The sequence below is a fragment of the Breoghania sp. genome, assembly GCF_030066895.1.
Classification (GTDB): Bacteria; Pseudomonadota; Alphaproteobacteria; order Rhizobiales; family Stappiaceae; genus Breoghania.
The window spans coordinates 399,771-425,404 of the sequence record NZ_JASJAV010000001.1; the positions used below are offsets into that span (position 1 = coordinate 399,771).

At 62.2% G+C, this 25,634-nt stretch carries 22 protein-coding genes and 8 pseudogenes; 25 read left to right on the forward strand and 5 right to left on the reverse strand.

Going from position 1 to position 25,634, the window contains the following annotated elements; genetic code table 11:
• The first annotated feature begins 54 nt into the window (after nucleotides 1-54).
• From QNJ43_RS26595 to QNJ43_RS02285, 8 genes and pseudogenes are all read left to right on the forward strand, one after another.
• Nucleotides 55-243: a hypothetical protein gene (locus tag QNJ43_RS26595; RefSeq protein WP_346432813.1), complete on the forward strand. Its 189-nt coding sequence runs from the start codon at nucleotides 55-57 to the stop codon at nucleotides 241-243.
• A 123-nt stretch (nucleotides 244-366) separates the two neighbouring features.
• Nucleotides 367-633, forward strand: coding sequence for a hypothetical protein (locus QNJ43_RS26600; protein WP_346432814.1), 267 nt, complete (start codon nucleotides 367-369; stop codon nucleotides 631-633).
• Between the two features lie 83 nt (nucleotides 634-716).
• Nucleotides 717-944 (forward strand): hypothetical protein, encoded by a 228-nt coding sequence (locus QNJ43_RS26605; protein WP_346432815.1) that lies wholly within the window; start codon nucleotides 717-719, stop codon nucleotides 942-944.
• Between the two features lie 22 nt (nucleotides 945-966).
• On the forward strand, nucleotides 967-1,329 hold the full coding sequence (locus tag QNJ43_RS26610) for a branched-chain amino acid ABC transporter permease (RefSeq protein ID WP_346432832.1): 363 nt from the start codon (nucleotides 967-969) through the stop codon (nucleotides 1,327-1,329).
• The gene (locus QNJ43_RS02270; RefSeq protein WP_300467033.1) at nucleotides 1,326-2,120 is read left to right on the forward strand and encodes an ABC transporter ATP-binding protein; all 795 of its coding nucleotides are present in this window, start codon (nucleotides 1,326-1,328) and stop codon (nucleotides 2,118-2,120) included. Before QNJ43_RS26610 ends, QNJ43_RS02270 begins: the two co-directional genes overlap by 4 nt.
• Nucleotides 2,113-2,823 carry an ABC transporter ATP-binding protein gene (locus QNJ43_RS02275; RefSeq protein WP_300467035.1) on the forward strand — a complete coding sequence of 237 codons (711 nt, stop codon included), beginning with the start codon at nucleotides 2,113-2,115 and terminating at the stop codon, nucleotides 2,821-2,823. Before QNJ43_RS02270 ends, QNJ43_RS02275 begins: the two co-directional genes overlap by 8 nt.
• A gap of 3 nt (nucleotides 2,824-2,826) precedes the next feature.
• The gene (locus tag QNJ43_RS02280) at nucleotides 2,827-3,408 is read left to right on the forward strand and encodes a TetR/AcrR family transcriptional regulator (RefSeq protein WP_300467037.1); all 582 of its coding nucleotides are present in this window, start codon (nucleotides 2,827-2,829) and stop codon (nucleotides 3,406-3,408) included.
• A 227-nt stretch (nucleotides 3,409-3,635) separates the two neighbouring features.
• Nucleotides 3,636-5,707: pseudogene (locus QNJ43_RS02285) on the forward strand (ATP-dependent helicase).
• A 105-nt stretch (nucleotides 5,708-5,812) separates the two neighbouring features.
• On the opposite strand, the gene QNJ43_RS02290 reads toward QNJ43_RS02285, so the two are convergent.
• Nucleotides 5,813-6,724 carry a LysR substrate-binding domain-containing protein gene (locus tag QNJ43_RS02290; RefSeq protein WP_300467039.1) on the reverse strand — a complete coding sequence of 304 codons (912 nt, stop codon included), beginning with the start codon at nucleotides 6,722-6,724 and terminating at the stop codon, nucleotides 5,813-5,815.
• Between the two features lie 551 nt (nucleotides 6,725-7,275).
• Here QNJ43_RS02290 and QNJ43_RS02295 point away from each other — a divergent pair.
• From QNJ43_RS02295 to cbbX, 7 genes and pseudogenes are all read left to right on the forward strand, one after another.
• A pseudogene (locus QNJ43_RS02295) lies at nucleotides 7,276-7,554 on the forward strand (class 1 fructose-bisphosphatase); the annotation flags it as partial.
• 70 nt (nucleotides 7,555-7,624) lie between these two features.
• Nucleotides 7,625-8,388, forward strand: a pseudogene (locus QNJ43_RS02300) (phosphoribulokinase).
• Between the two features lie 62 nt (nucleotides 8,389-8,450).
• Nucleotides 8,451-10,415, forward strand: a pseudogene (gene tkt / locus QNJ43_RS02305) (transketolase).
• A 44-nt stretch (nucleotides 10,416-10,459) separates the two neighbouring features.
• A pseudogene (gene fba, locus QNJ43_RS02310) lies at nucleotides 10,460-11,536 on the forward strand (class II fructose-bisphosphate aldolase).
• 27 nt (nucleotides 11,537-11,563) lie between these two features.
• Nucleotides 11,564-12,073, forward strand: a pseudogene (gene rbcL, locus QNJ43_RS02315) (ribulose-bisphosphate carboxylase large subunit); the annotation flags it as partial.
• Between the two features lie 2 nt (nucleotides 12,074-12,075).
• A pseudogene (locus QNJ43_RS26615) lies at nucleotides 12,076-12,231 on the forward strand (ribulose bisphosphate carboxylase small subunit); the annotation flags it as partial.
• A 221-nt stretch (nucleotides 12,232-12,452) separates the two neighbouring features.
• Entirely contained in the window at nucleotides 12,453-13,397 is a 945-nt protein-coding gene (gene cbbX / locus QNJ43_RS02320; RefSeq protein ID WP_300467041.1) for a CbbX protein, read from the forward strand.
• 57 nt (nucleotides 13,398-13,454) lie between these two features.
• Here the strand turns inward: cbbX and gatA are convergent, their stop codons facing one another.
• Both gatA and gatC read right to left on the reverse strand, forming a co-directional pair.
• Nucleotides 13,455-14,927 (reverse strand): Asp-tRNA(Asn)/Glu-tRNA(Gln) amidotransferase subunit GatA, encoded by a 1,473-nt coding sequence (gene gatA, locus QNJ43_RS02325; protein WP_300467043.1) that lies wholly within the window; start codon nucleotides 14,925-14,927, stop codon nucleotides 13,455-13,457.
• A gap of 56 nt (nucleotides 14,928-14,983) precedes the next feature.
• Nucleotides 14,984-15,271, reverse strand: coding sequence for an Asp-tRNA(Asn)/Glu-tRNA(Gln) amidotransferase subunit GatC (gene gatC, locus QNJ43_RS02330; protein ID WP_300467045.1), 288 nt, complete (start codon nucleotides 15,269-15,271; stop codon nucleotides 14,984-14,986).
• Between the two features lie 221 nt (nucleotides 15,272-15,492).
• Here gatC and QNJ43_RS02335 point away from each other — a divergent pair, with 221 nt between their 5' ends.
• Nucleotides 15,493-15,966: a YHS domain-containing (seleno)protein gene (locus QNJ43_RS02335; RefSeq protein ID WP_300467047.1), complete on the forward strand. Its 474-nt coding sequence runs from the start codon at nucleotides 15,493-15,495 to the stop codon at nucleotides 15,964-15,966.
• Nucleotides 15,967-15,981: 15 nt separating this feature from the next.
• Here the strand turns inward: QNJ43_RS02335 and QNJ43_RS02340 are convergent, their stop codons facing one another.
• Nucleotides 15,982-16,701: a metal-dependent hydrolase gene (locus QNJ43_RS02340; protein WP_300467049.1), complete on the reverse strand. Its 720-nt coding sequence runs from the start codon at nucleotides 16,699-16,701 to the stop codon at nucleotides 15,982-15,984.
• Between the two features lie 239 nt (nucleotides 16,702-16,940).
• Here QNJ43_RS02340 and QNJ43_RS02345 point away from each other — a divergent pair, with 239 nt between their 5' ends.
• The 5 genes from QNJ43_RS02345 to QNJ43_RS02365 all read left to right on the forward strand — a co-directional run bounded on the left by QNJ43_RS02345 (nucleotide 16,941) and on the right by QNJ43_RS02365 (nucleotide 19,350).
• Complete coding sequence (locus QNJ43_RS02345; RefSeq protein ID WP_300467051.1) at nucleotides 16,941-17,324, forward strand: hypothetical protein; 384 nt, start codon at nucleotides 16,941-16,943, stop codon at nucleotides 17,322-17,324.
• A gap of 64 nt (nucleotides 17,325-17,388) precedes the next feature.
• Complete coding sequence (gene ruvX / locus QNJ43_RS02350) at nucleotides 17,389-17,871, forward strand: Holliday junction resolvase RuvX (RefSeq protein ID WP_300467053.1); 483 nt, start codon at nucleotides 17,389-17,391, stop codon at nucleotides 17,869-17,871.
• 70 nt (nucleotides 17,872-17,941) lie between these two features.
• On the forward strand, nucleotides 17,942-18,265 hold the full coding sequence (locus QNJ43_RS02355) for a hypothetical protein (protein WP_300467055.1): 324 nt from the start codon (nucleotides 17,942-17,944) through the stop codon (nucleotides 18,263-18,265).
• A 21-nt stretch (nucleotides 18,266-18,286) separates the two neighbouring features.
• The gene (locus QNJ43_RS02360) at nucleotides 18,287-18,853 is read left to right on the forward strand and encodes an AEC family transporter (RefSeq protein ID WP_300467057.1); all 567 of its coding nucleotides are present in this window, start codon (nucleotides 18,287-18,289) and stop codon (nucleotides 18,851-18,853) included.
• A gap of 368 nt (nucleotides 18,854-19,221) precedes the next feature.
• The gene (locus QNJ43_RS02365) at nucleotides 19,222-19,350 is read left to right on the forward strand and encodes a hypothetical protein (RefSeq protein ID WP_300467059.1); all 129 of its coding nucleotides are present in this window, start codon (nucleotides 19,222-19,224) and stop codon (nucleotides 19,348-19,350) included.
• A 21-nt stretch (nucleotides 19,351-19,371) separates the two neighbouring features.
• Here the strand turns inward: QNJ43_RS02365 and QNJ43_RS02370 are convergent, their stop codons facing one another.
• A complete protein-coding gene (locus QNJ43_RS02370; RefSeq protein ID WP_300467061.1) occupies nucleotides 19,372-21,018 on the reverse strand; it encodes an acyl-CoA dehydrogenase family protein in 1,647 nt (548 codons plus the stop codon).
• Between the two features lie 135 nt (nucleotides 21,019-21,153).
• On the opposite strand from QNJ43_RS02370, the gene QNJ43_RS02375 reads away from it, so the two are divergent.
• From QNJ43_RS02375 to QNJ43_RS02390, 4 genes and pseudogenes are all read left to right on the forward strand, one after another.
• Nucleotides 21,154-22,110 (forward strand): aspartate carbamoyltransferase catalytic subunit, encoded by a 957-nt coding sequence (locus QNJ43_RS02375; RefSeq protein ID WP_300467062.1) that lies wholly within the window; start codon nucleotides 21,154-21,156, stop codon nucleotides 22,108-22,110.
• Nucleotides 22,111-22,123: 13 nt separating this feature from the next.
• Nucleotides 22,124-23,452, forward strand: coding sequence for a dihydroorotase (locus QNJ43_RS02380; protein ID WP_300467064.1), 1,329 nt, complete (start codon nucleotides 22,124-22,126; stop codon nucleotides 23,450-23,452).
• Between the two features lie 57 nt (nucleotides 23,453-23,509).
• Nucleotides 23,510-24,124 (forward strand): glycerol-3-phosphate 1-O-acyltransferase PlsY, encoded by a 615-nt coding sequence (gene plsY, locus QNJ43_RS02385; RefSeq protein ID WP_300467066.1) that lies wholly within the window; start codon nucleotides 23,510-23,512, stop codon nucleotides 24,122-24,124.
• A gap of 13 nt (nucleotides 24,125-24,137) precedes the next feature.
• A pseudogene (locus QNJ43_RS02390) lies at nucleotides 24,138-25,200 on the forward strand (DNA-processing protein DprA).
• The last annotated feature ends 434 nt before the right edge of the window (nucleotides 25,201-25,634 follow it).

Below are 25,634 nucleotides of genomic sequence, written 5' to 3' on the forward strand. Positions count from 1 at the left end.
CCGCCTCCAACCGTCTGGCCGCCGTTCTCATCGGCATCAATACGGGCCCGCGCGATGAACCTCTCGTTCGCGCTGTCGGCCGGTATCGATGCTCTTGCTGGCGTTCTGGCGACCCGCGTCACCTTCACCAGTTACGACGCGGGCGTGCTGATGGCCCTGAAGGGCTTTTCCGCCACCATGCTGGGCGGTGTGGGGTTCTCCGTTCGGCGCGCTCGTCGGCGGGCTCGCCATCGGTCTCATTGAAGCGATGACCGCAGGCTACATCTCGTCCGACTACAAGGACGCGGCCGCCTTCATCGTCATACTTTGCGTCCTGTTCGTCCGGCCGCAGGGCCTGTTCGGCAAGCGGACAACGGAACACGTGTGATGAACCCGACCCTGAAAGCGCTTCTGATCACGCTCGCCCTCGTCGTTGCGGGCGCGCTGATCTTCCCCTCAAGCTACTATTTCCGCGTCGGCGCGCTGGTGTGGATCAACACCATCTCCGTTACCGGCATCGTGGTCCTGCTGGGCTATGTCGGGCTTGTCAGCCTCGGCCATGCGGGTTTCTTCGCCATCGGCGCCTACGCGGTGGCGCTGCTGCCCGCCTACGGCGTACCGTCGGTGCGGCCCTGTTCATCGGCGCAGCGATAGCGGAACTTCTGGCGGTCGTCATCGGGCGCCCGATCCTGAGGCTTTCCGGCTACTATCTCGCCATCGCCACGCTCGGCCTCGGCATGCTGATCTGGATGGTGCTGACCAAGGAATCCTGGCTGACGGGTGGGCCCGACGGCATGGTCGTCTCCGGTTTCAACCCGCGCTACTGGTTCATGGCGCTCGGCATCAAGATGAAGTCGACGGAGGCCTGGTACTGGCTGACGGGCCTTATCGCCACATTCGGCGTCGTGCTGGCCGTCAATCTGGGCAACAGCCCGTGGGGGCCGTGCACTGAGAGCAGTTCATGACAGCGACGTCGTCGCCTCCTCGCTGGGTGTCGATGTGGCGCGTGCCAAGGTCGTGGCCTTCGCGATCTCCGCAGTCTATGCGGCGGTGTCAGGCTCGCTGCTGTCGCTTGCCAACGGCTACATAACGACCGACACGGCAGGCTTCATGCACTCGGTCGAAATGGTGACCATGGCCGTGCTCGGCGGTACGACCACCTTTTACGGCGGGATCGTCGGCTCGCTGATCCTGACCGCCCTGCCCCAGGTTCTCACCATCGTCTCCGAATACGAGCACATCGTGCTGGGCGCGGTGATGGTTGCGACCATGGTCGCTATGCGGCGCGGGTTGGTTCCGGCGCTGGGCGACCTCACCCACCGCCTTCGTTCGTGCGGGAGGTCGAAATGAGCAACAACAGGCTTGAAATCGAAGATCTCGGCATCTTGTTCGGCGGCATCAAGGCGGTGGACGGGATCACCTTCTCCGCACAGGCCGGAGAGGTTACCTCAATCATAGGTCCGAACGGTACGGGCAAGACCACGCTGTTCAATCTGGTCAGCGGTGTCTATACGGCCGACACGGGTCACGTGCGCATCGAGGGCACGCCAGTGACCGGCGAGCCGCTCCATCGCCTTGCCCGGCGCGGCATGGCGCGGACCTTCCAGAACCTGCAGATCTTTCCGCAGATGACCGCGCTCAACAACGTCATGACGGGCTGCCACCTGCGCGAAACGTCAAACCTTTTCGCCGATCTGCTGGGCCTGCCGTCCAGCCGACGCGAGACGACCAAGAGCCGCGAGCTGGCGCATGCCGCCCTCGATCGGGAGACCCTCGGCAACCTTGCCGCCCGTCCCGCCTCGGATCTGTCCTACGGCCAGTTGAAGCGGCTGGAGATCGCACGGGCGCTCGTCACGGGGTGCTCGATCCTGCTTCTCGACGAGCCGGCGGCCGGTTGCAACGCGGTGGAGACCCTCGAGGTCGATGACCTCATCCAACAGATCGCGGAGGAAGGCGTCTGCGTGGTGCTGATCGAACATGACATGCGCATGGTGATGCGGATCTCGTCGCATATCGTGGTGCTCAATCAGGGCACCAAGATCGCCGAAGGACGGCCGGAAGAAATTCGGGACAATGATCGCGTGGTCTCCGCCTATCTCGGCGCGCATGGTGCAGCGGAGGCGAGAGCGGCTCATGGCTGATCCCCTTCTGGAAATCTCGGGCCTCGTCACTGCATATGGCCCGATCAAAGTGCTGCACGGCATCGATCTGGTCGTCAACGAGGGCGAGATCGTCACACTGGTTGGCGCGAACGGTGCAGGCAAGACGACGCTGATGCGTTGCATCTCCGGCGTCCAACCGCTCAAGGCAGACACGATCCGCTTTGCCGGGCAACCGCTCGCCAAGGTGCCCAATCACGGGTGCGCCGGACTCGGCATCGCCCATTCGCCGGAAGGACGCCAGATCTTCGGTGATCTGAGCGTGGAAGAAAACCTTTCGCTCGGCGGGTACCATCGCAGCGACGATCTCACCGCCGACATGGAAGAGGTCTACAAGCTCTTTCCGATCCTGAAGGAAAAGCACCACCTGGCCGCAGGTGGGCTTTCCGGCGGCCAGCAGGAGATGCTTGCCATCGGCCGCGCCATCATGGGCCGTCCGAAGCTGTTGCTTCTCGATGAGCCCTCGATGGAACTGGCCCCCGTGCTGGTCGATCAGATCCTTGAGGTCATCGCAGCACTGCGGGACAGAGGCGTAACCCTTCTGGTCGTGGAGCAAAACGCCTACGCCGCTCTTTCCATTGCCGATCGCAGCTATGTTATGGAGACGGGAAAAATCGCGCTTTCCGGTTCGGCGCAGGATCTCATCTCCGATCCGCGCGTGCGCGAAGCTTATCTTGGAGCTTGAGGCATGGCGCGGACACGAGCGGCCGATTACGACGACAAACGCGACGCGATCCATCGCGCCGCGGCGCGCATCCTGTCGAAGGCCGATGGCAAGGCATCGATGACGCAAATCGCAACGGCCTGCGGCATCTCCAAGGCGCTGCTCTATCACTACTTCCGCAATCGCGACGAACTCGTCTTCGACATCATCCACACCCACCTGAGCGAGATCGACCGGGCCCTGGCGGATGCCGTTGACGGATTGCAAGGCCGCGAACGGCTGCATTGCCTGTCCGCCACCCTGCTCGATCTCTACGAGAACGCCGACGATTTGCACCGCCTGCAACTCGGCGCGCTCGGAGCCCTTCCCGACGAGGACGCCCGGCGTATCCGGCAGGTGGAGCGATCGATACTGGAGCATTTCCGCTCGACCATTCGCGAGATCGCGCCGGATCTGGAGCGCGGACGGTTTATCGCGGTGACCATGGCCCTGATGGGCATGCTCAACTGGGCCTTCACCTGGTTCCGCCCAGGCGGTCCGCTGACCCGGGCCGATTTCGCCCGCATGGCAACCGAAATGGCGTTGAGCGAGATCGACGGGCAGTAGGGCTCAGCTGCGAAAACGGATACCGGCTCGTGGCCCACCCTTCGAGACACCCCTCTCCACCGTCATTGCCCGACGAAGTCCGGGCAATCCAGCAGACGACAAGGCATGCGGAGGATGATGGATCCCCCGGACTTCGCCGTGGGATGACGACCGAGACACGGGAGCCCGGCGCCACTCCCCTCCCTTCCCCCGTTGCGAACAAAGCGAGAATATCGCTACATGGAGCCATGAGCCTGGCCGATAGCGAATCACAGACACCACCGATCTATCTCGACTGCCTCAACGCGGAGCAGCGCGACGCCGTCTTGCACGGTCACGGCACGATTGCCGACCCGCTGCTGATCATTGCGGGAGCCGGATCCGGCAAGACGAACACGCTGGCCCACCGAGTAGCCCATCTGATCGTCAACGGAGCCGATCCGCGGCGCATTCTGCTGATGACCTTTTCCCGCCGCGCGGCGCAAGAGATGACCAAGCGCGTTGAACGCATCGCGCGCGAAGTGATGGGCGAACGGGCGCTGATCCTTGCCGAAGGACTGATCTGGGCAGGAACGTTCCACACCATCGACGCCCGGCTCATTCGCGAATACGCGCCGCTAATAGGGCTGAAAGACACGTTCTCGATCCACGACCGGGCCGATTTCGCCGACCTGATGAACCTGGTACGGCACGATCTCGGGCTTTCCAAGACGAAGAAGCGTTTTCCCGCCAAGGGCACGTGCCTCGCGATCTATTCGCGCACGGTCAATGCCGAGATGGTACTTGAGGACGTGCTGAAAAGCTCGTTTCCCTGGTGTCTTGAATGGGTCGCAGCGCTGAAGGCACTGTTTGCGGCCTATGTGGAGGCCAAGCAGGCGCAGAACGTTCTCGATTACGACGACCTGCTTCTCTACTGGCGCGCCATGGTGACCGATGCTGGGCTCGGCGCAGAAATCGGCGCGCGGTTCGACCGCGTTCTCGTCGACGAATATCAGGACACCAACAAGCTTCAGGCAGCCATTCTCACGGGGTTCAAACCGGATGGACACGGACTGACGGTCGTCGGAGACGATGCCCAATCGATCTATTCCTTCCGCGGGGCGGAAGTGCGCAATATTCTGGATTTTCCTGCGCTCTTCACGCCTCCCGCGCGCATGGTCACGCTGGAACGCAATTATCGCTCCACGGAACTGATCCTCAAGGCGGCCAATGCCGTTATCGCCCAGGCGCGGGAACGTTACGCAAAGGATCTGTGGACCGAGCGCACCAGCACGATTCAACCGAAGCTCGTCACCGTGCGCGAAGAAAACGATCAGGCATCGTATGTTTGCGAACAGGTACTGGCGGAACGGGAATCCGGCACGCTCCTGAAGCATCAGGCCGTGTTGTTCCGTGCCTCCCACCATTCCGGACTGTTGGAGATCGAACTCACCCGCCGCAACATTCCTTTCGTGAAATACGGCGAGCTGAAATTCCTCGACGCGGCCCATGTGAAGGACACGCTCGCCATCCTTCGGTTCGCCGACAACCCGGGTGGCCGGGTTTCGGGTGCTGCAGCTTATTCCGGGCGTGGATCCGTCAACGGCCGGGACGGTGATGGATGCGCTTAACGTCAGCGCGGATTTTGCAGAAGAACTTGCCGCCTTCCCATCGCCGCCAAAACACGGGAAGACTGGGCAGGCTTCGTCACCCTGTTCCGCGACCTGCGCGCCCGTAACAGCCAATGGCCGACGGAAATCGAGCGGGTCAGGCGCTGGTACGAACCACATCTGGAACGCCGCCACGAGGATGCCGACATCCACAAGGCGGATCTGGCACAACTGGAACAGATCGCGTCCGCAACCCCCGCCCGCGTCCTGACCGACCTCACGCTCGATCCGCCCGATGCGACCTCAGATCAAGCCGGCCTTCCCCTGCTCGATGAGGATTATCTGATCCTCTCTACCATCCATTCCGCCAAGGGGCAGGAATGGAGCCAGGTCTTCGTGCTGAATTGCGTCGACGGATGCATCCCTCCGATCTGGCGGTCGGAACCAGTGCCGAGATCAAGGAAGAACGGCGGCTGCTCTACGTGGCGATGACGCGAGCCAAGGATGCGCTGCATCTGATCACGCCGCAGCGCTTCTACACCCACGGCCAGCGCTCGCGCGGCGACCGGCACGTTTATGCCAGTCGCACCCGCTTCATCGACACCGCCTCACTGAAGCTCTTCGAGCGCTGCTCATGGCAGACGGCCCCGCGATCTGCCGAGGATGCCGCCGCACGGGCCGCGATGCAGCCGGTTGATCTCAAGGCGCGGATGAAAAGGATTTGGCGGTAGGCTGATGCGGCAGCGGTGCTGCGTTGGTGCGGATGCCCATCCTTCGAGACGGGCCTGTCGGCCCTCCTCAGGATGACGTTTTCGGGGGGACTTGCTCCGAAGCTATCACCTGTTCAACGTCATCCTGAGGAGGCCACGGAAACGGTCGTCTCGAAGGATGGGCATCCGCACCGCCCTTAACCTCTCCTCACCGCCGCCTTTCCGGTTGCACCAGATCCGGCGCGGGCAGGAAGTCGTGCCCCCACTCCACCATGAAAGTTCTGAACGCCTGGGCGGCGGGAAGCAGACGCCGGTCGGCCCGCTTGACCACATACCCTTGCCGCACCAACGGCAATCCCTCGACATCCAGCATCGCCAGCCGTCCCGTCCCGCTTCCAGTTCCATCGCGCAGGTATGTGCCGAGAGCAGCGCAATGCCGAGCCCTGCCATCACCGCCTGCTTGATGGTTTCGTTGGAACTGATCTCCATGCCGAAACGCGGCGCAGTCATGTTCATTTCCGCGAGCACACGCTCTGTCAGTTGCCGCGTACCCGAACCCTGCTCGCGGACCAGAAACGTCTCTTCCGTAAGCTCTGCGATGTTGATCCGTTCATGCCCGACAAGCGGATGATCCGGAGGAACGATGATGATATGGGGATGATCGCCCAGAACGTCCGCCTCCACATTGGGCTCCTCCGGAGGGCGTCCCATGACGGCGATGTCGATGGATGATTCAGCGAGTACGGCGATCGTCTCGCCCCGGTTTCCCACCACCAGCCGAATCTCCACCTCCGGATGATCGTGCGCGAAACCGGCAATCGCCATCGGCGCGAAATACTTCGCCGTACTGATGACCCCGACGGCAACCCGTCCCGGCCCCAATCCGTGCAAAAGCTCCAGCGAGGCATCGCATTCGCTCAAGGCTGCCTCGATACGTTTTGTCGCACCCAGGATTTCCAGCCCCGCTTCCGTTGGATGGAAGTGACTGTCGCTACGCTCGACGGGCGGCATGCCGACAGCTTCCTCCAGAAGGCGCATCTAGGTCGTAACCGCTGGAAAGGTCAAACGAAGTTCGGATGCGGCCACCGTCACGGTGCCGGTCCCGACAACCGCCGCGAGTACCCTCAATTGCTTCAAGGAAACGTTGCGCATCCCATATCCTTTAATAAAATTTAACGCACACTAATTTCTTTCAAATTCATTTTATCCAAATTTCTTCGCATCGTCATCTCTCCGAACGCCAAACACGGCGCGAAACGACGTTCTTTCGAGCCATCGCACAAAAAACGCGACATGACACCCGGTGCGGCCTGTCCGTAGCGGAAAGGGAGAGATTTACGCCAACCTCGAACCGCGCCGAAGGTGGCTACGAACAAACAAAGCGCGGTGCGGAGGAGAAATAAATATATGATTTTAATGAGTTATCCGGCTTTTTACAGCGCTGGGCGGGCGATGACGCCGCCCGCCGTGACATTGCCGAAACCATCGTTGCGCTGGCAGGCGTGGGAGCGGCCGTTTCCAGGCGCATCGCGGCCGAACCGCTCGGCGGCGACCTGCAAAAACTCCTCGATGTCAGTACCCATCGCGACGTGATCGCCGCCCTGTCGGCCGCTCCCGTCGCCTATGTCGGATCAAAAGAGGCGGACGACCCAATCACCCTGCAGGCGGGGGCGCCCCTGGCGGCGGCCATCGATCCGCTCGACAGCTCCGCGAATATCGGCATCAACCTGCCCATGGGCACGATCTTCTCGATCCTGCCCGCGATCGAGGCGGGAGCCGAAGCATCCGTCCTCCAGTCCGACCGCAACCAGCTGGCCGCCGGTTTTCTTGTCTACGGCCCCATGACCGAACTGGTCCTCACTTGTGGCGAGGGCACCCACGTCTTCGTGCTCGATCGCAGTGACGGCACCTTCCGGCTGACCCGCGAGGCGGTCTCCATTGCCCACGAAACCGGGGAGTTCGCGATCAACGCGTCCAACTACCAGCACTGGGAAGAGGGTTTGCCCAGATCTTCCGGCGCGAGGGCATCGAGGCGACCTTTGTCGAAGGCGATGCCTTTCACCGCTACGACCGCGAAGAAATGAAGCGCGCGATGCATGCGGAGATGAACACGGGCAACTTCAATTTCAGCCATTTCGGGCCGGAAGCGAACATCCTCGACAAGCTGGAAGAGCTGTGAGGGCCTGCACGGAGCGGTCGTCACCGATACGCTCAATCTCGCCCAGCATGCGGACCTAAAGATCGGCGTCGTGCCGGTGATCAACCTGGAGTGGATCCAGAAGATCCACCGGGATCGCGACACGCGCGGCTATTCCACGGAAGCAGTGACGGACACGATCCTACGTCGGATGCCGGACTATATCCGTTTCATCTGCCCGCAGTTCACCGAGACGGATATCAACTTCCAGAGGGTGCCGACGGTCGACACCTTCAACCCCTTCATCGCCCGCTGGATCTCCACGGCCGATGAATCGATGGTCGTCATTCGCTTCCGCAATCCGCGCGGCATCGACTTCCCCTACCTCCTGTCGATGATCCCGGACAGCTTCATGTCGCGGGCCAATTCCATCGTCATTCCCGGCGCCAAACTCGATCTCGGTATGCAGTTCATCCTGACGCCGATGATCCTGCAGCTCGTGGAGCGCAGCCGCCGTGCGCAGCGCTCCCGCCCGCGCGTCGCCATCAGCGAAGGAGCCAAGTGACGAACCGCCCCGACACCCCCGAGATCTTCGCCAATGGCGATGCCACACCGCAGCCCCACGACATGGCCAATGCCCTGCGCGCGCTCGCCATGGACGCGGTGGAAATCGCGAATTTCGGTCATCCCGGCATGCCGATGGGCACGGAAGACGTGGCAACCGTGCTCTTCACGCGGTTCCTAAAGTTCGATCCGAGCGCTCCGAACTGGCCCGATCGCGACCGTTTCGTGCTCTCGGCAGGCCACGGCTCGATGCTGCTCCATGCCTTGCTCCATCTGACCGGTTACGAGGACTTCTCGCTTGAAGCTCTGAAGAACTTTCGCCAGTTCGGCGCCAGGACCGCGGGTCATCCGGAATACGGCCACGGCGCAGGGATCGAGACGACCACCGGCCCGCTCGGTCAGCGGCTTGCCAATGCCGTCGGCATGGCCCTGGCGGAGCGGATGATGAACACCCGCTTCGGCGATGATCTGGTCGATCACCACACCTAAGCGATTGCCGGAGACGGCTACCTGATGGAGGGCGTCTCCCAGGAAGCCATCGCGCTCGCCGGGCACCTCAAGCTCTCCCGACTGATCGTGCTCTGGGACGACAACGGCATCTCCATCGATGGCTCGATCGCACTTTCCGATTCCACTGACCAGATCGCCCGTTTCGAGGCAAGCGGCTGGGCAACGGCACGCATCGACGGTCACAACGCGGACGAGATCGCAGCCGCCATCGAGACGGCCCGCGCCTCCGACCGACCGACGCTGATCGCCTGCAAGACGACCATCAGCTTCGGCGCGCCGACCAAGGCGGGCACATCCGGTTGCCACGGCTCGCCGCTGGGTACGGATGAAATCGCTGGCCCATGCAAAACTCTCGATTGGCCCTACGCCCCCTTCGAAATTCCGGAGACTATCCCGGGCATCGCGGTGCTGCCGAGAACCTCGCTTGGAACGTCCGGCTGGAGGCGACTGACGACGAACGCCGCGCCGCCTTCACTACGCAGTTGGAACCGGACGTCCATGCAACTGTCTCCTCAACCCTGAATGCCCTGAAACAATCTTTGGCCGTGGAACACTTTGGCCGTGGAACAGCCAACGCTTGCCACCCGCGTCTCCTCCCAAAAGGCACTGGAGAGTTTTTCCGAGGCGCTGCCGCAACTCGTCGGCGGCTCGGCGGATCTCACCGGTTCCAACGGGACGCGGGTGGCGGCACACACGGCCATCGCCCCCGGCGACTACGCGGACAACTACATCCATTATGGCATTCGCGAACACGCCATGTGCGCGATCATGAACGGCATGGCACTGCATGGGGGCTTAATTCCCTATGGCGGCACGTTCCTGGTCTTTGCCGACTATTGCCACCCCGCCATCCGACTTTCCGCCCTGATGGGCAAGCGCGTGATCTACGTGATGACGCACGACTCCATCGGGCTCGGCGAAGACGGGCCAACCCATCAGCCGGTCGAGCATCTGGCAAGCCTTCGCGCCATTCCGAACCTGCTGGTTTTCCGTCCTGCCGATGCGATGGAAGCAGCCGAAGCCTGGGCCGTCGCCCTCAACAATCAGAACCGCCCGTCGCTTCTGGCCCTCTCGCGCCAAGAGCTCCCTGCCCTGCGAGATACAGCAGAGGCGGAGAACCGGACGGCACGCGGCAGCTACGTTCTGCGTGAGACGACCGACCAGCGTGCCGCAACACTGATCACCACCGGCTCGGAAGTGTCGCTGGAGATGAAGGCGGCGGATCTTCTGGAGACACGCGGGATCTCGGCGGCCGTCGTCTCCATGGCTTGCTTTGAACTTTTTGCCGAGCAGCCCGACGATCACCGCACGGTGGTTCTGGGCTCAGCGCCGCGCGTGGGCGTCGAGGCTGCAATCTCCCAGAGCTGGGAAGCCCTACTGGGCGATGGAGTTTGCTTCGTCGGCATGAAGGGCTTCGGCGCTTCTGCTCCGGCGGGCGATCTCTATCGCCATTTTTCAATCACGGCCGAGGCTGTCGCGGATGCGGCGGCTAAAGCCATCGACGCCGCGCACGCATGAGTGCGGACCACCCACGAAACGACCGTTTTCAGGAGGCCTGCACCATGGCACGCATCACTTTAGAGACAGCTGCTCGACCAGGCGGCCGAGCACGGCTACGGCATTCCCGCTTTCAACATCAACAAAACAATATGGAACAGGGCCTGGCAATCATGGAGGCCGCGCGCGCCTGCAATGCGCCGGTCATCATCCAGGCATCACGGGGCGCACGGACTTACGCCAATGACATCATGCTTACCCGCATGATCGATGCTCTGGCTGAAATCTAACCGGAAATCCCGCTGTGCATGCACCAGGACCACGGCAACGACGAAGCCAACTGCCTGACGGCCATCCATCACGACTTCACATCCGTGATGATGGATGGCTCGCTGATGGCGGACGCCAAGACGCCTGCTGATTACGACTACAACGTCGATATCACCGCGCGCGTGGCGAGAATGGCCCATTAGGTCGGCGCTTCCGTGGAAGGTAAGTTGGGCGTTCTCGGTTCGTTGGAAATCGGCGAGGGTGAAGCCGAGGACGGCCACGGCGTGACCGGCAAGCTCGATCATGACCAACTCGTCACCGACCCGGATCAGGCGGTCAATTTCGTCGCCCGTACTCAAGTCGACGCGCTGGCGATTGCCTGCAGCACCTCCCACGGCGCCTACAAGTTCACCCGCAAGCCCACCGGCGACATTCTCGCTATGACAGTCATCGAGGAGATCCATGAGCGGCTGCCAAACGTGCATCTCGTCATGCACGGCTCGTCCTCGGTGCCGCAGGAGTTGCAGAACATCATCAACGCCCACGGCGGCGCGATGCCCCAGATCTTCGGCGTGCCAGTGGAAGAGATCGAGCGCGGCATTCGCCACGGGGTGCACAAGGTCAACATCAACACCGACTGCCGCATGGCGATGACCGGCCAGTTCCGCCGTATCGCGGAGGAAAACCCAACCGAGTTCGATCCGCGCAAGTTCCTCAAACCCGCCATGGAGGCGATGCGTGCGCTTTGCCTCGACCGTTTCGGCGCGGCCGGTCAGGCGTCGAAGATCAAGATCATCCCGATGAGCGACATGGTCGCGCGCTACGCAGCCGGTCGCCTCGATCCACAAATCGCCCCGGTCGCAGCCGCCTGAGCAAAAGCCGATCAGACAAGGAACCCAATCATAGACACCAAGACCACCGAAATCCGGGGCAAGGAACGCTACAAGGCAGGCGTCCTGAAATACGCCCAGATGGGCTACTGGGACGGCGACTACGAGCCCAAGGACACCGACGTCATCGCCCTCTTCCGCATCACGCCGCAAGAAGGCGTCGATCCGATCGAGGCAGCCGCAGCGGTTGCGGGCGAAAGCTCCACCGCGACCTGGACCGTCGTGTGGACCGACCGGCTGACGGCCTGCGACAGCTACCGCGCCAAGGCCTACCGGGTCGATCCGGTGCCGGGCACGCCGGGCCAGTATTTCTGTTACGTCGCCTACGACCTGATCCTGTTCGAGGAAGGCTCCGTCGCCAACCTGACGACCTCGATCATTGGCAATGTCTTCTCGTTCAAGCCGCTGAAGGCGGCGCAGCTTGAGGACATGCGTTTCCCCGTCGCCTACGTGAAGACCTACAAGGACCCGCCGACCGGCATCGTCGTGGAACGTGAGCGCCTCGACAAGTTCGGAAAAGCGACATCCGCCTTAACACCTTCGATTCCACCCGTGGTTTCGAGACGGTGAGGATGTCCTTCATCGTCAACCGCCCGAAGGTGGAACTGAAACTGGACCTCACCCGCACCGACGTGATGGGCCGCCGCATGGACTACACGTTGAAAGCGGTGCGGTAGGCCCCCCGGGTCTGCCGTCCCCTCTCCCATGGGGAGAGGGTTAGGGTGAGGGGAGGAAATTTCTCCGTATCCCCGAGAGATCTCCGCCCCTCACCCGGCGCATTGGCGCCGACTTCTCCCATTGGGAGAGGTGATTACACCGGCTCTTTTTCTCCGCCCAGAGCGGTGCAAGGCGCGGCTTTCCGGCCCCCTCACCTTTCAAACCTCAAGGCACAGCGACCATGACAGACACGCTCGAAGCCCCGGAAACGAATGGCCCGGCGGTCGAGCAGCCGCCCGCCACCGTCGATCTTGCTGCCGAATTCACCCAATCCGGTGTCGGCGAGATCCTCGATGAACTGGACCGAGAACTCGTCGGGTTGAAACCCGTCAAGCAGCGGATCCGCGAGATCGCGGCACTCCTGTTGGTGGAACGCGTCCGTCAAAAACTCGGCCTCGCGCACGAGACGCCGACGCTGCACATGTCGTTCACCGGCAATCCCGGCACGGGCAAGACGACCGTGGCGCTGAGAATGGCAGATCTGCTGCATCGGCTCGGCTACGTGCGCAAGAGCCACCTCGTCTCCGTCACCCGCGATGATCTCGTCGGTCAGTATATCGGCCACACCGCGCCGAAGACGAAGGAGATCCTGAAGAAGGCGATGGGCGGCGTGCTGTTCATCGACGAGGCCGACTATCCCTACCGGCCCGACAATGAGCGCGACTACGGCCAAGAGGCGATCGATATCCTGTTGCAGGTGATGGAGAACCAGCGCGACGATCTCGTGGTCATCCTCGCCGGCTACGGCGATCGGATGGACAAGTTCTTTGCCTCCAATCCGGGCTTCTGCTCGCGCATCGCCCATCACATCGACTTCCCCGACTACACCGACGTGGAACTGCTCAAGATCGCCAACAATTTGCTGGGCGATCAGAACTACCGGCTCGATGATGAGGCGCACGGCGTCATGGCGCGCTATATCGAATTGCGCCGCGCCCAGCCGCTCTTCGCCAACGCCCGCTCCATCCGCAACGCACTCGACTGCGCGCGGCTCCGGCAGGCGAACCGGATATTCGAGACGGCAACCGGATCGGTCGGGGTGAAGGAACTCTCCACCATCAAGGCGGAGAACATTGCCGTCAGCCGGGTGTTTCAGGCCGCGGAAAAGGACGGGCCGGAGCTTTGACGCCAAGTCCGGATGGGCGGGGTTTATGTGTTTTTCGTTAAATCCGTTGTGTGGCGATCAGGCCCACCACTTTTCCGGCTGGAAGCCTCCCGCGGCGTTCTCTATCACCTGACCCACCTGGAACAGCGTCTCCTCGCCGAAGGGCTTGCCGATGAGCTGCAGGCCGAGCGGCAGGCCCTTGCCGTCGAGACCGGCGGGGATGGAGATGCCCGGCAGGCCCGCCATGTTCACCGTCACCGTGAAGATGTCGTTGAGATACATGGAAACCGGATCGGTGATCGCACCCGGCTCGAAGGCCGCATCCGGCGTCGTCGGCGTCAGGATGGCATCGACGCCCGCCTCGAAGGCCAGATCGAAGTCGCACCTGATCAGCGTGCGTACCTTCTGCGCCTTGAGATAGTAGGCATCGTAATAGCCCGCCGACAGCACGTAGGTGCCGATCATCACGCGACGCTTGACCTCGGCACCGAAACCGACCGCGCGGGTTTTCTCGTACATGTCGATGATATCGTCGCCCGGAACGCACAGACCGAAGCGCACGCCGTCATAGCGCGCAAGGTTCGAGGAAGCCTCGGCAGGGGCCACGATGTAATAGGCAGGCAGCGCGTAATGGGTGTGCGGCAGAGAGATGTCGACGATCTCCGCGCCTTCAGCCTTCAGCCAATCGATGCCCTGCTGCCACAGCGTCTCGATCTCCAGGGCCATGCCGTCGACGCGGTATTCCTTCGGAATGCCGATCTTCAGCCCCTTCACCGGACGCCCGATGGCGGCCGCATAATCCGGCACGGGACGATCAACCGAGGTGGTGTCCTTGAGATCGACGGAGGCCATCGATTTCAGCATCATCGCCGCATCCTTGACGGTGCGCGCGATCGGACCGGCCTGATCGAGCGAGGAGGCAAACGCCACCACGCCCCAACGAGAGCAGCGCCCGTAGGTCGGCTTGATACCGACCGTACCGGTCAGCGCCGCAGGCTGACGAATGGAGCCGCCCGTATCGGTCGCCGTGGCGCCTGCGCACAGATGCGCTGCGACAGCAGCAGCCGAGCCGCCGGAAGAGCCGCCGGGCACCAGCGCCGCATCCGAGCCGTTGGCCCGCCACGGGTTCAAGACTGGGCCGTAATAGCTGGTCTCGTTGGAGGAGCCCATGGCGAACTCATCCATGTTGAGCTTGCCGAGCATGACCGCGCCATCCGCCCACAGGTTCGCGGTGACGGTCGATTCGTAGCGCGGCTTGAAGCCGTCGAGAATGTGAGAGCAGGCCTGCGTGTAAACGCCTTCGGTTCCGAAGAGGTCCTTGATGCCGAGCGGGATGCCCTCGAGATCGCCCCCCTCACCGGCGGCGAGCTTCTTGTCGGAGACCGCCGCCATCTCGCGAGCCTTCTCCGGCACGGTCGTCACATAGGCGTTGAGCGCGCTCGCGCCGTCAATTACGGAGAGATAGGCATCGGTCAGCTCCATCGCAGAGAAGTCTTTCTTCTCCAGCCCCTCGCGGGCTTCGGCGATCGTCAGATCTGTCAGGTCGGTCATGGAAAAATCTCGGGTCGGGCCGAAAGCGGCATTGTTCGCGGTTGGAAAGGCGGCGGTTACTCGACCATCTTCGGCACCATGAAGAAGTTGTCTTCGCTCATCGGCGCATTGGCAACGACATCCTCGGCGCGATCGCCGTCGGTCACCTCGTCGACGCGCTTGCGCATCGTCGTTTCCACCGCGGAGGTCATCGGCTCCACGCCGGAAACATCGACCTTATCCAATTGCTCCACGAAACCGAGGATGGCGTTCAGTTCGCCTTTCATCTTTTCGGCTTCGGCATAGGTGACGGCAATACGCGCCAGCCGGGCCACTCGTTTCACCGTGGCAGTATCGACGGACATGAAAACGATCCTGTTGTGTTGAGCAAACGACTTTGCGGCGTATAGCACCGTCGCTTGCACGCGCGCAATGCATTCGCACCGCCAGGATACAAGGTTCCACCCGTCACGGACCCCTTACGAGCCTGTGACCGGGCTTGATTGGCCGCCTCTCCGGTTTCGCGCGAGAACTGAAAGCCTCATGCGAACAAGGCGCGCAGGGTTTCAAGCGGAGGAATCTCGAGATGTACCATGCACGCATCAGCGCTGTTCTCTGCATCGTGGCCGGTCTTGCCACCGTTGCTCCCGCACCGCTTATGGCCGACGAAGTGACCACGTACGTCAAGGACGGCGCAGCACTCGGCGGCATCGACCCGGTCGCCTATTTCACCGACATGAAACCCGTCATGGGCTCCGACGAATTCACCGCCACCCATGACGGCGTCACCTGGAAATTCGTCAGCGCCGAACACCGGGATATGTTTACGGCAAACCCGGCGAAATATGCCCCCGCCTATGGCGGCTACTGCGCGACGAGCGCAAGCTTCGGCTACAAGATCCCGATCGATCCGAAAACCTGGGACATCCACGACGGCAAGCTCTACCTGAATGCGGGCGATACCCCGCACAAGCGCTACCTGTTCGAAGTAGAAGGCATCATCAGCCGCGCCGACACGAACTGGCGCAAGATCAAGAACGTGCCGGCGGACCAATTATAGAGGAGCCGGAGCCCCTCAGGCCGTGAACGGCACGTTGATCTCGGCCACTTTCACCTTGGACGCGCCCGACCCCATGGCCGCAACGAACTTGTCCGCATTCTGGTCAATGATTGGGAAGGTGCCGAAGTGGCACGGGATGATCGTGTCGAAGTCAAAGAAGCGTGTGCAGGCCACGGCCGCTTCCTTGCCACCCATGGTGAACCGGTCGCCGATCGGAACGATACCGATCTTCGGGGCATGGAACTCGTTGATCAGCGCCATATCGTTAAACGCGCATGTATCGCCCATGTGATAGAGCGTCTTCTCACCCGGTGCGGAAATGACCACGCCGTGCGGATTGCCGAGATATATGGCCCCTGAGTCGTCGGCTTTCTTGCCGATGCTGGTGGACGAAGAATGGTGCGCTATCGTCAAGGCCACGGAAAAGGGCTCAACATCGACCTTGCCGCCGGAATTCATCGAGTTGACGTTCTTGATCCCTTGGCTGACGGCCCAGTTGCAGATCTCCGCATTGCCAGTGACGAGCGCCCCGCTCTTCTTGGCAATGGCGACCGTATCGCCGATATGATCGTCGTGGCCGTGGGTCAGCACGATATGCGTGACGCCTTCCGCGACCTGATCCACGTAGAGATCCTTCGGGAAAACCGGGCTGCCGCTCAAGAACGGATCGATCAGGATGACGGCATCCTTGATTTCGATACGAAAGGCGGCGTGACCGTACCAGGTAATCTGCATGGTTATTCTCCCTTGGAAAATTCGACGGAACCAGAACACGACAGATAGATGAGAAGTCGTGATTGAGAAATCCGGCAATTGCGCGCGAAGTATAGGACGTATTGGCTTCGTCTCAAGCGCCCCTAGCCATCCCGTAACGGCAGATATTTTGTACTGCAACGATATCGCCGGTATGATACTGCCCTAATTTTTTCTGCGCATTCAGATCCCGTTTCGCCCCCTTATTTCGGAGGATTGCCATGTTTCCTTTCTTCTGGCCGACGGAAGTGAAGTTTCCCAGAGCAGGCGGCAATTTCCAAAACATCTCGCCCACGAGCGGATGGTTCTCGACCACCGTCAATTACAAGGGCTCGCCGGAGATCGAAAACCGGGTAGCGGAAGAAGTCGCCAGCAATGGCAAGCAGCTCGGCGCCATCACCGAAGCGCTTCTGGAGCTTGCCAACGAAAAGAAAGGCGAAAAACTCGAACGCCTGCGCTCCATGCATAAGGAAATCGTGAAGATCAAGGAACGCACGACGGCCGAGATGTGCCGCGAAGCGCAAGAAACTTTCGAGGCGCTCGCGGACCGCAACAAGGCAAAGGCGAAGCAGTTGGCGGAGCAGATGCTGGAAAAGCTGGGCTGACATGTCCCTCGCCTCGCAGCGCTTTACGCTAGGCGTCAGTCAAAGGGCATGATAGAGCCGGGGCATGGCTGCAGACCCCACCTTGTCCCTCGACGATTTCCTTGCCGCACTGCCCCCTTTCGGGCGGTTGATCGGCATCGATCTCGGCACGAAAAACATCGGCCTCGCCCTGTCGGACAGTCGCCGCTCGATCGCCAGTCCGCTGGAGACCATCCGCCACAAGAAATTCACTGCCGACGCCGACCGGCTCCTTTCTGTGGTCGCGGAACATGAGGTGGTCGGTCTCGTCATCGGACTTCCCCTCAACATGGACGGCACCGAAGGTCCGCGCGCCCAGGGGACCCGCGCCTTTGCCCGCAATCTCACCGCCCGCAAGCCCGTGCCGATGACCTACTGGGACGAACGGCTCTCCACCGTGGCTGTTACCCGTACCCTTCTGGAAGCCGACGCCTCACGCGCACGGCGTGACGAGGTCGTCGACAAGATGGCCGCCGCCTACATCCTGCAGGGCTTCCTCGACCGTATCGCTCACTCGATGACCCCATGACGAAATGGCTGGCGACCGGAAATCCCGGCGCTTGTCGTTTCAGACCGGGGTTTGAGGAGATCCCCCGCCAATGATGATGGCCCTCGACGCACTGGTCCCGGTTCTTCTCGTCATTGCGACGAGATACATCGTGGCGCGGTTGGGGCTGGTAACGGGCGACCATTGGCGCGGTTTCGAGAAGATCGCCTATTTCGTTATCTTTCCCTGCATCATCATCCGAAATCTCGTGCTGGTGGATTTCGGCACGCTGCCCTATCTGCAGCTCGGCGCGACGCTGGCCGGATCGATCCTGACCATGTCTGCGTTTCTGCTGGCAATGCGGCCCCTCCTGCAACGCTGGTTCGTGGTGTCCCCCGCACGATTCACGTCCGTGTTTCAAGGAGCGATGCGCTAGAACTCATTTGTCGCGCTGGCAATGGCGGACCGTCTGTGGGGAGCGGAAGGCGTGGCGTTGATAGCGGTTGCCATCGTCGCCATGATCCCGCTTCTCAACGTCTTGAGCGTGCTGGTGATGATCCGCTATGCGCACGGCCCGTCCAAGGACGTTCTGCACATCCTCACAGACCTGATGAAAATCCCGTACATCTGGTCGGCAGCAATCGGTCTCGCCATCAATTTCGTCGATCTGATGCCGCCGGATGCGATCATGGTCTCCATGGAGATGATGGGACGCGCAGCCCTTGCCGCAGGATTGATGGTCGTGGGCGCGAGCCTCGATATCGGAGCGTTGAGACGACCGGGCCCGGCCCTCACCACTGCCACGCTGTTGCGTCTTGTCGGCATGCCGTCGCTGGTGGCCGGGTTCGCAGCGATCCTCGGCCTGACGGGTGCGGCCCACGGCATCGCGATCCCGGCGACCGCCATTCCCTCATCGCCCGGCGCCTATCTGCTTGCCCGCCAGATGGGAGGCGACGCCAAGCTGATGGCGGAAATCCTGACGTTGCAGACCCTCGCCGCGATCGTGACGCTGCCCATGACCTGACAGTGCTGGGATAGGCGAGCGCAAAGTAATGGCGTGTCGGGATGGTTTCGTGTTGGAGCCCATCCTTCGAGACAATCCTTCGGACCTTCTCAGAAGGACGTTATCGTATTGATATTTTTCAAGAAAAAAGCACACCTCGTCATCCTGAGGAGGTCGCGTTAGCGACCGTCTCGAAGGATGGGCCATAACGCGATCGTTCCGAAACACCCCGGCCTCTTTCTCATCCGATCTTAAGTCCCATGCGGTATCCAACGCCTCACTGACCGGGTGGGGAAAACCGGTCCGCACAGGAGGACTTTCATGACGATCCGTTTGTTTCTGCTGGCGCTTTTTCGGCGCCAACACTGGGCGGCTGTGCCGCCGTGGCCGTGACCGGCGCCGTTGTCGGGGGCACGGCCAAGGTGGCGACCACTGCAGTCGGCACGACCGTCGGCGTCACCACGACGGCCGTCGACATGGTCATACCTGACGGGGACGACGAAGAGGCGGAGAGCTGAGCAACTCCGCCCCTTCGGATCTCACATCTCGGGGAAGGCGTATTCCACCAGGGCCTTGGCGTCGAACCGGGAATCCAGCATGCCGTATGTGGCCCGCCACTGCCCGCCGAGCCGGGTGTCGATGAAGGCATCGGCCACCGCACGCGGCGCGACCTGACGCAGACAGGCGGCCGCGACCGTCAGCGCGAGCTGCTCGGTCAGGATGCGCGAGGAGCCGGGATCGTCGACGCAGGCCCGCGCCGCCGCCTTCAGCACCTGGCTGGAGACAGGCCCGCTGGACCCCAGATCCCGCTCCACCTCGCCAATCACCGCATCAAGCGATTCCGGTGAATTCTGCAGCGCGCGCAGCACATTGAGGCACATGACGTTGCCCGCCCCTTCCCAGATGGCGTCAAGTGGCGCCTCCCGGTAGATGCGGGCGAGATTGCCCTCTTCCACGTAACCGTTGCCGCCCAAACACTCCATCGCTTCGTAGACGAGCGGCGGCGTCGCCTTGCACACCCAGTATTTGGTGGCAGGCGTCACGAGCCGTGCAAACAGTGCCTCGCGCTCGTTCACCGGCCCATGATCAAACGCCCGGGCCAGCCGGATCGACAATGCGGTCGCAGCCGCCACGTCGAGCGCCACATCGGCGAGCACCCGTGTCATCATCGGCTGATCGATAAGCCGGGTACCAAATACCTGCCGGTGGCGGGCATGGTGGACGGCCTCACCGAGCGCCGCGCGCATCTGTCCGGCCGACGCCAGCGCGCAATCGAGCCGCGTCAACGTCACCATTTCCAGAATGGTACGAACGCCGCGCCCTTCTTCACCGACAATCCAGGCTCCGGCCCCGTGGAATTCAACTTCCGAGGAGGCGTTGGAGCGATTGCCGAGCTTGTCCTTCAGACGCTGAATGCGAATGCGGTTCACGCTACCATCGGGCAGGAAACGCGGCATCAGGAAACAGGTCGGCCCGGACTGCGTTTGCGCCAGCACGAGGAAAGCGTCGCACATGGGCGCAGAGAAGAACCACTTGTGTCCCGTCAGCTCCCACATGCCGTTGCCGCTTTGGGTGGCCGCCGTGGTGTTGGCGCGCACATCCGTGCCGCCCTGCTTTTCGCTCATCCCCATGCCGATGGTGACGCCCACCTTCTGCTCGGGCGGCAGGAAGCGATGATCGTAGCGGCGCGACGTAATGCGCGGCAGCCAGACTTCCAGAAGCTCAGGCGAAAGTTTCAGCGCCGCGATCGCGGCATTGGTCATCGTCATGGGGCAGATGTGCCCGCATTCGCCTTGCGCGGTCATGTAGAGACGCGCGCCGCGCAGGGCGTGCCGACGGCCCGTCAGCATCTTGTCCTGATCCCAGGCCGAACAATGAAGCCCGCCCTCCACAGAACGCCGCATCATGGCGTGATAAGCGGGATGAAACTCCACCGTATCGAGCCGCCGTCCCTGTGCATCGTGCGTATGCAGCACGGGGATGTTGGTATTGGCCAGCCGCGCCATTTCCAGAGCGTCCGACGAGCCCCAATAGGTGCCGACACGCGTCAGGTCTTCTTCAGCCTGCGGGTCCAGCAGCGCATCGAGCGCACTGCGCAGCGCCGGATCGCCTGTGAACAAGTTGCGGCCGGCATAAGGTGGCGTCTGGTTGAACACCTCGTGGGTGACACCGGGGTCTAGATCCATTCGTCAGGTCTCCGCCAGTTTTGGGCGCGATTCGCATAATTTGCCCGACCCTAGCACGGGCGTGGGGGATAACGGGTGAACGGCCCGATTGCGCGCTTGTGACAAACGCCGACTCCGCCTATACAACCCACTTTAATGACAGCACACATCACCGATAACGCGGCTTCATTCCCGCATCGCCGTTTGCTTGGCATCGAGGGCCTGCAGCCATCCGAGATTCTTACCCTGCTAGACTTAGCCGACCAAGCGGTCGAGGTCAGCCGGCAGATTGAGAAGAAAAAGGCCGTTTTGCGCGGCCGTACCCAGATTAATCTCTTCTTCGAGGCCTCCACGCGCACGCAAAGCTCCTTTGAGCTTGCGGGCAAGCGACTTGGCGCGGACGTCATGAACATGTCCGTCGCCTCTTCCTCGGTGAAGAAGGGCGAGACGCTGGTCGACACGGCCGCGACGCTGAACGCCATGCACCCCGATCTACTGGTGGTCCGCCACCATGCCGCCGGTGCGGTGCGGCTACTGGCCGACAAGGTCAGTTGTTCGGTCGTCAATGCCGGCGACGGCGCCCACGAGCACCCGACCCAGGCCCTGCTCGACGCACTCACCATGCGCAGGCACAAGGGCAAGATCGCAGGGCTGACCGTGGCCATCTGCGGCGACATCCGCCATTCCCGCGTCGCCCGCTCCAATTTCCTGCTGCTCAACGCCTTGGGCGCACGGCTGCGGGTCATCTCCCCGCCGACACTTCTTCCCGCCGCCGTGGACCGGCTCGGCGTGGATGTCTTCACCGACATGCGCACCGGCCTGAAGGATGCCGATATCGTCATGATGCTGCGCCTCCAGCGCGAGCGCATGAACGGCTCTTTCGTACCTTCGGTGCGCGAATATTTCCGCTATTGGGGGCTGGATGCCGAAAAGCTCAGCTACGCCAAGGAAGATGCCCTGGTCATGCACCCCGGCCCGATGAACCGGGGCGTGGAAATCGGCCCGGAAATCGCCGACGGCCCCCGCAGCCTCATCCGCGAACAGGTGGAAATGGGCGTCGCCGTACGCATGGCTGTGCTTGAAGCGCTCGCGGCCCACCTGCCCAACAAATGATCCAGAGCTTCCGATGAGCGGTGACGCAAACGCCGCCAATGGCGCCCCGGTGGTGCTTAGCAATGCGCGCATCGTCGATCCGGCGCGCGATCTCGATGCAAAAGGCACGGTGATCATCGCCGACGGCGTGATCCAGGCCGCAGGCCCGGACGCCGACGGCAAGGCAGCCCCAGCGGGCGCCGAGGTGATCGATTGCGCAGACAAGGTCGTTGCACCGGGCCTGATCGACATGCGTGTCTTCGTCGGCGAGCCCGGCGCGGAGCACCGCGAAACCCTGCGCTCCGCCTCCAAAGCGGCAAGCGTGGGCGGTGTGACCACGCTGATCACCATGCCCGACACCGATCCGGTCATCGACGAACCGGCGCTGGTCGACTACGTGCTGAGGCGTGCCCACGACACCGCGATCGTGCGGGTCCATCCGGCAGCCGCCCTCACAAAGGGGCTCGAAGGCGCCGAAGTCACGGAAATCGGCCTGCTGAAGGAGGCCGGAGCGGTCGCCTTCACAGACGGGCGCCACTCCATCGCCAATACCCGCGTCATGCAGCGTCTGATGACCTATGCGAACCATTTCGATGCGCTGATCATGCACCACCCGCAGGACGTCAACCTGTCCGAGGGCGGTGTGATGAACATGGGCGAGACGGCCTCCCGCCTCGGCCTGATGGGCATTCCGGTGGAAGCGGAAATCATCATGCTGGAGCGAGATCTCCGGCTTGCGGCCATGACCGGCGGCAAATACCATGCAGCCCAGATCTCCTGCGGCGAATCCGCCGAGATCGTCCGCGCTGCCAAGGCCCGCGGGCATCGCGTTACCGCGGGTATCTCCATCAATCACCTGACGCTCAACGAAAACGACATCGGCCCGTACAGGACCTTCTTCAAGATGTCGCCGCCGCTCAAACTAGAGGAAGACCGCCGTGCCATGGTCGAAGCGTTGAGGGATGGCGCCATCGACGTGATCGTCTCCTCGCACGATCCGCAAGACGTTGAAACCAAACGCCATCCTTTCCCGGAAGCCGCCGACGGCGCCATCGGCCTGGAAACGCTGTTGCCTGCCGCTCTGCGCCTGGTTCATTCCGAATACGTGCCGCTTATTACCGTGCTGCGCGCCATGACGAGCCGTCCGGCAGAACTGCTAGGCCTTGAGACGGGCACGCTCAAGCCCGGCGCCCCCGCCGACGTCATCCTCTTCGACCCCGACATGCCGTGGGTGCTGAGCAAGGAAGACATCGTCTCGCGGTCCAAGAACTCCCCGTTCGAGGATGCGCGTTTCCAGGGCAAGGTCTTGCGCACGCTGGTTGCGGGACGCACAGTACATCCCTACTCTGTGCGTCCGGCCTGAGCAGGACCTCCGGTCTGACGTTTTGATCTTGATTTCTCCTGGGTTGAGGGAGCCGCCGTGCCCGATCCGATCAGCTGGGCAAGCGCCTGGCCCTATCTCCTCGCCAGCCTGATCGGCGGCTACCTGCTGGGCTCGATCCCCTTCGGCCTGCTCATCACGCGCATTGCCGGGCTCGGCGATATCCGCGCCATCGGATCCGGCAATATCGGCACCACCAACGTCCTGCGCACCGGCAAGAAGAGCCTTGCCGCCGCAACGCTGCTGGGCGACATGCTGAAGGGCACCGTCGCCGTGTTGCTCGCTTGGAGCTTCGCGGGGGTGGACGGCGCCCTGATTGCCGGTCTCGGCGCCTTTCTCGGGCATATTTTCCCAATCTGGCTGAAGTTCAAGGACGGCAAGGGCGTCGCCACCTATATTGGCATCCTCCTCGGCCTGAGCTGGCCCGGCGCGCTGATCTTCTGCGCCATCTGGCTCTATGTCGCCGTCTTTACCCGTTTCTCTTCGTTCTCGGCCCTGACGGCGAGCCTCGCCTGCCCCTTCATTCTGGCCGCCCTCGGTCAGTGGCAATATGCCGAGCTCTTCGCCCTTCTGACGCTTCTCATCTGGGCGAAGCACCACGCCAACATCAAGCGCCTCATCAAGGGTACGGAGGCGCGTATCGGGACAAAATAGACGGACATCGTGAATGGTTGAAACGCCGCCCGCGCCGGCCAGGGGCCGGATATTAAGTAATCGCCAGAAACTGGCGGGGTTGCGGTTGATCAGATCGGAAAACGTGGGCCCCGCCACCTTCCGCACGCTGCTCAATCATTACGGCTCCGCCGAAGCGGCCCTTGATGCCCTGCCCGCTCTCTCAAGAGGCGGCGGCGCCAAGCGCGCCATCCGTATCGCCCCCAAACACGAAGCCGTCGAGAAACTGCACCGGCTCAACGACCTGGGTGCGAGATTGGTCGCACTTGGCAAACCCAATTACCCGCCGTTGCTGCGCCATGTCGACGGCCCGCCTCCGCTTCTCGCCATGAAAGGCGGGACCGGAATTTTCGAGGAACGTCGCCCGGCCGTTTCCATCTTCGGCGCGCGCAACTGCTCGCTCGCCGGGCGCAAGATCGCCGGTCAGATCGCCGGAGATCTCACAGACGCCGGGTTCCTGGTCGTTTCCGGACTTGCCCGGGGCATCGATACCGCCACCCACACCGCAGCCTCAGGAGCGGCACCATAGCCGTTTTCGCAGGAGGGCCGGCTGGCAGCCGCGTTCGCGCGATTTTCCCCGCCGCAACCGTCTGATTTCCGGCATATCGCACGGCGTGGTGCTCGTGGAGACAGCCCGCCGCTCCGGCTCCCTCCATACGGCCCGATTTGCGCTTGAACAGGGGCGAGACGTGCTCACCGTACCGGGCTCGCCGCTCGATCCCAGATGCGACGGCTGCAATGCGCTTATCCGTGACGGCGCGGTGCTGGTGCACCACGCGGATGACGTCATGGCCGCTCTTGACGTCGGACGCGCCTTTCCCCCCCCGCCTCCGCTGGTGGAGGAACCCGAGCGCGAACATCATCTGCGCCCCGACGATATCAGCACCGATGCCCGTCAACAGATCATCGACGCGCTGGGGCTTGCCCCCGTCGATGTTGACGAACTCATTCACCATACCGATCTAAGCGTGAGCGTCGTTCACATCGTGCTGCTGGAACTGGAACTGGCGGGCCGGCTGGAACGACATCCGGCCAATCGGGTGTCGCTGACCGGATAATAACCGGCCTGCGAATACGGGAGATATCGTCTCGACAGTAACGGCAGTTTCGCCTCGTGCGATCGAAGGCTATCTTCTACCGCTTGCCCTGAGCCCCTTCATCAGGATTAGCCTCAAGCCGCGCCATGTCGAGCAGATAGACCAGCATCGGCATTTCGATGCCGCGGGCCATATCACGCATTTCCTTGCACATGCGGGCGATGTAACGGCGGGTTTCGGTTGAATTGGATGGCCTTTGGGCGGTCATATATAACCTCGAAAAGGCAGCCGTAGCAGACGCCGCTAAAACTAAAAATTGCAATAATCTTTTTATGCAACCTTAGGGCCTTTAACAAGGAAAGATCAAGCAAGCCGCGAGTGCTGGACAAAGAGCGACGAACAGGTCATTTGACAGTGCCGGTCCGATCCTCGAATGTCCGTCCGTTCCGAATCAC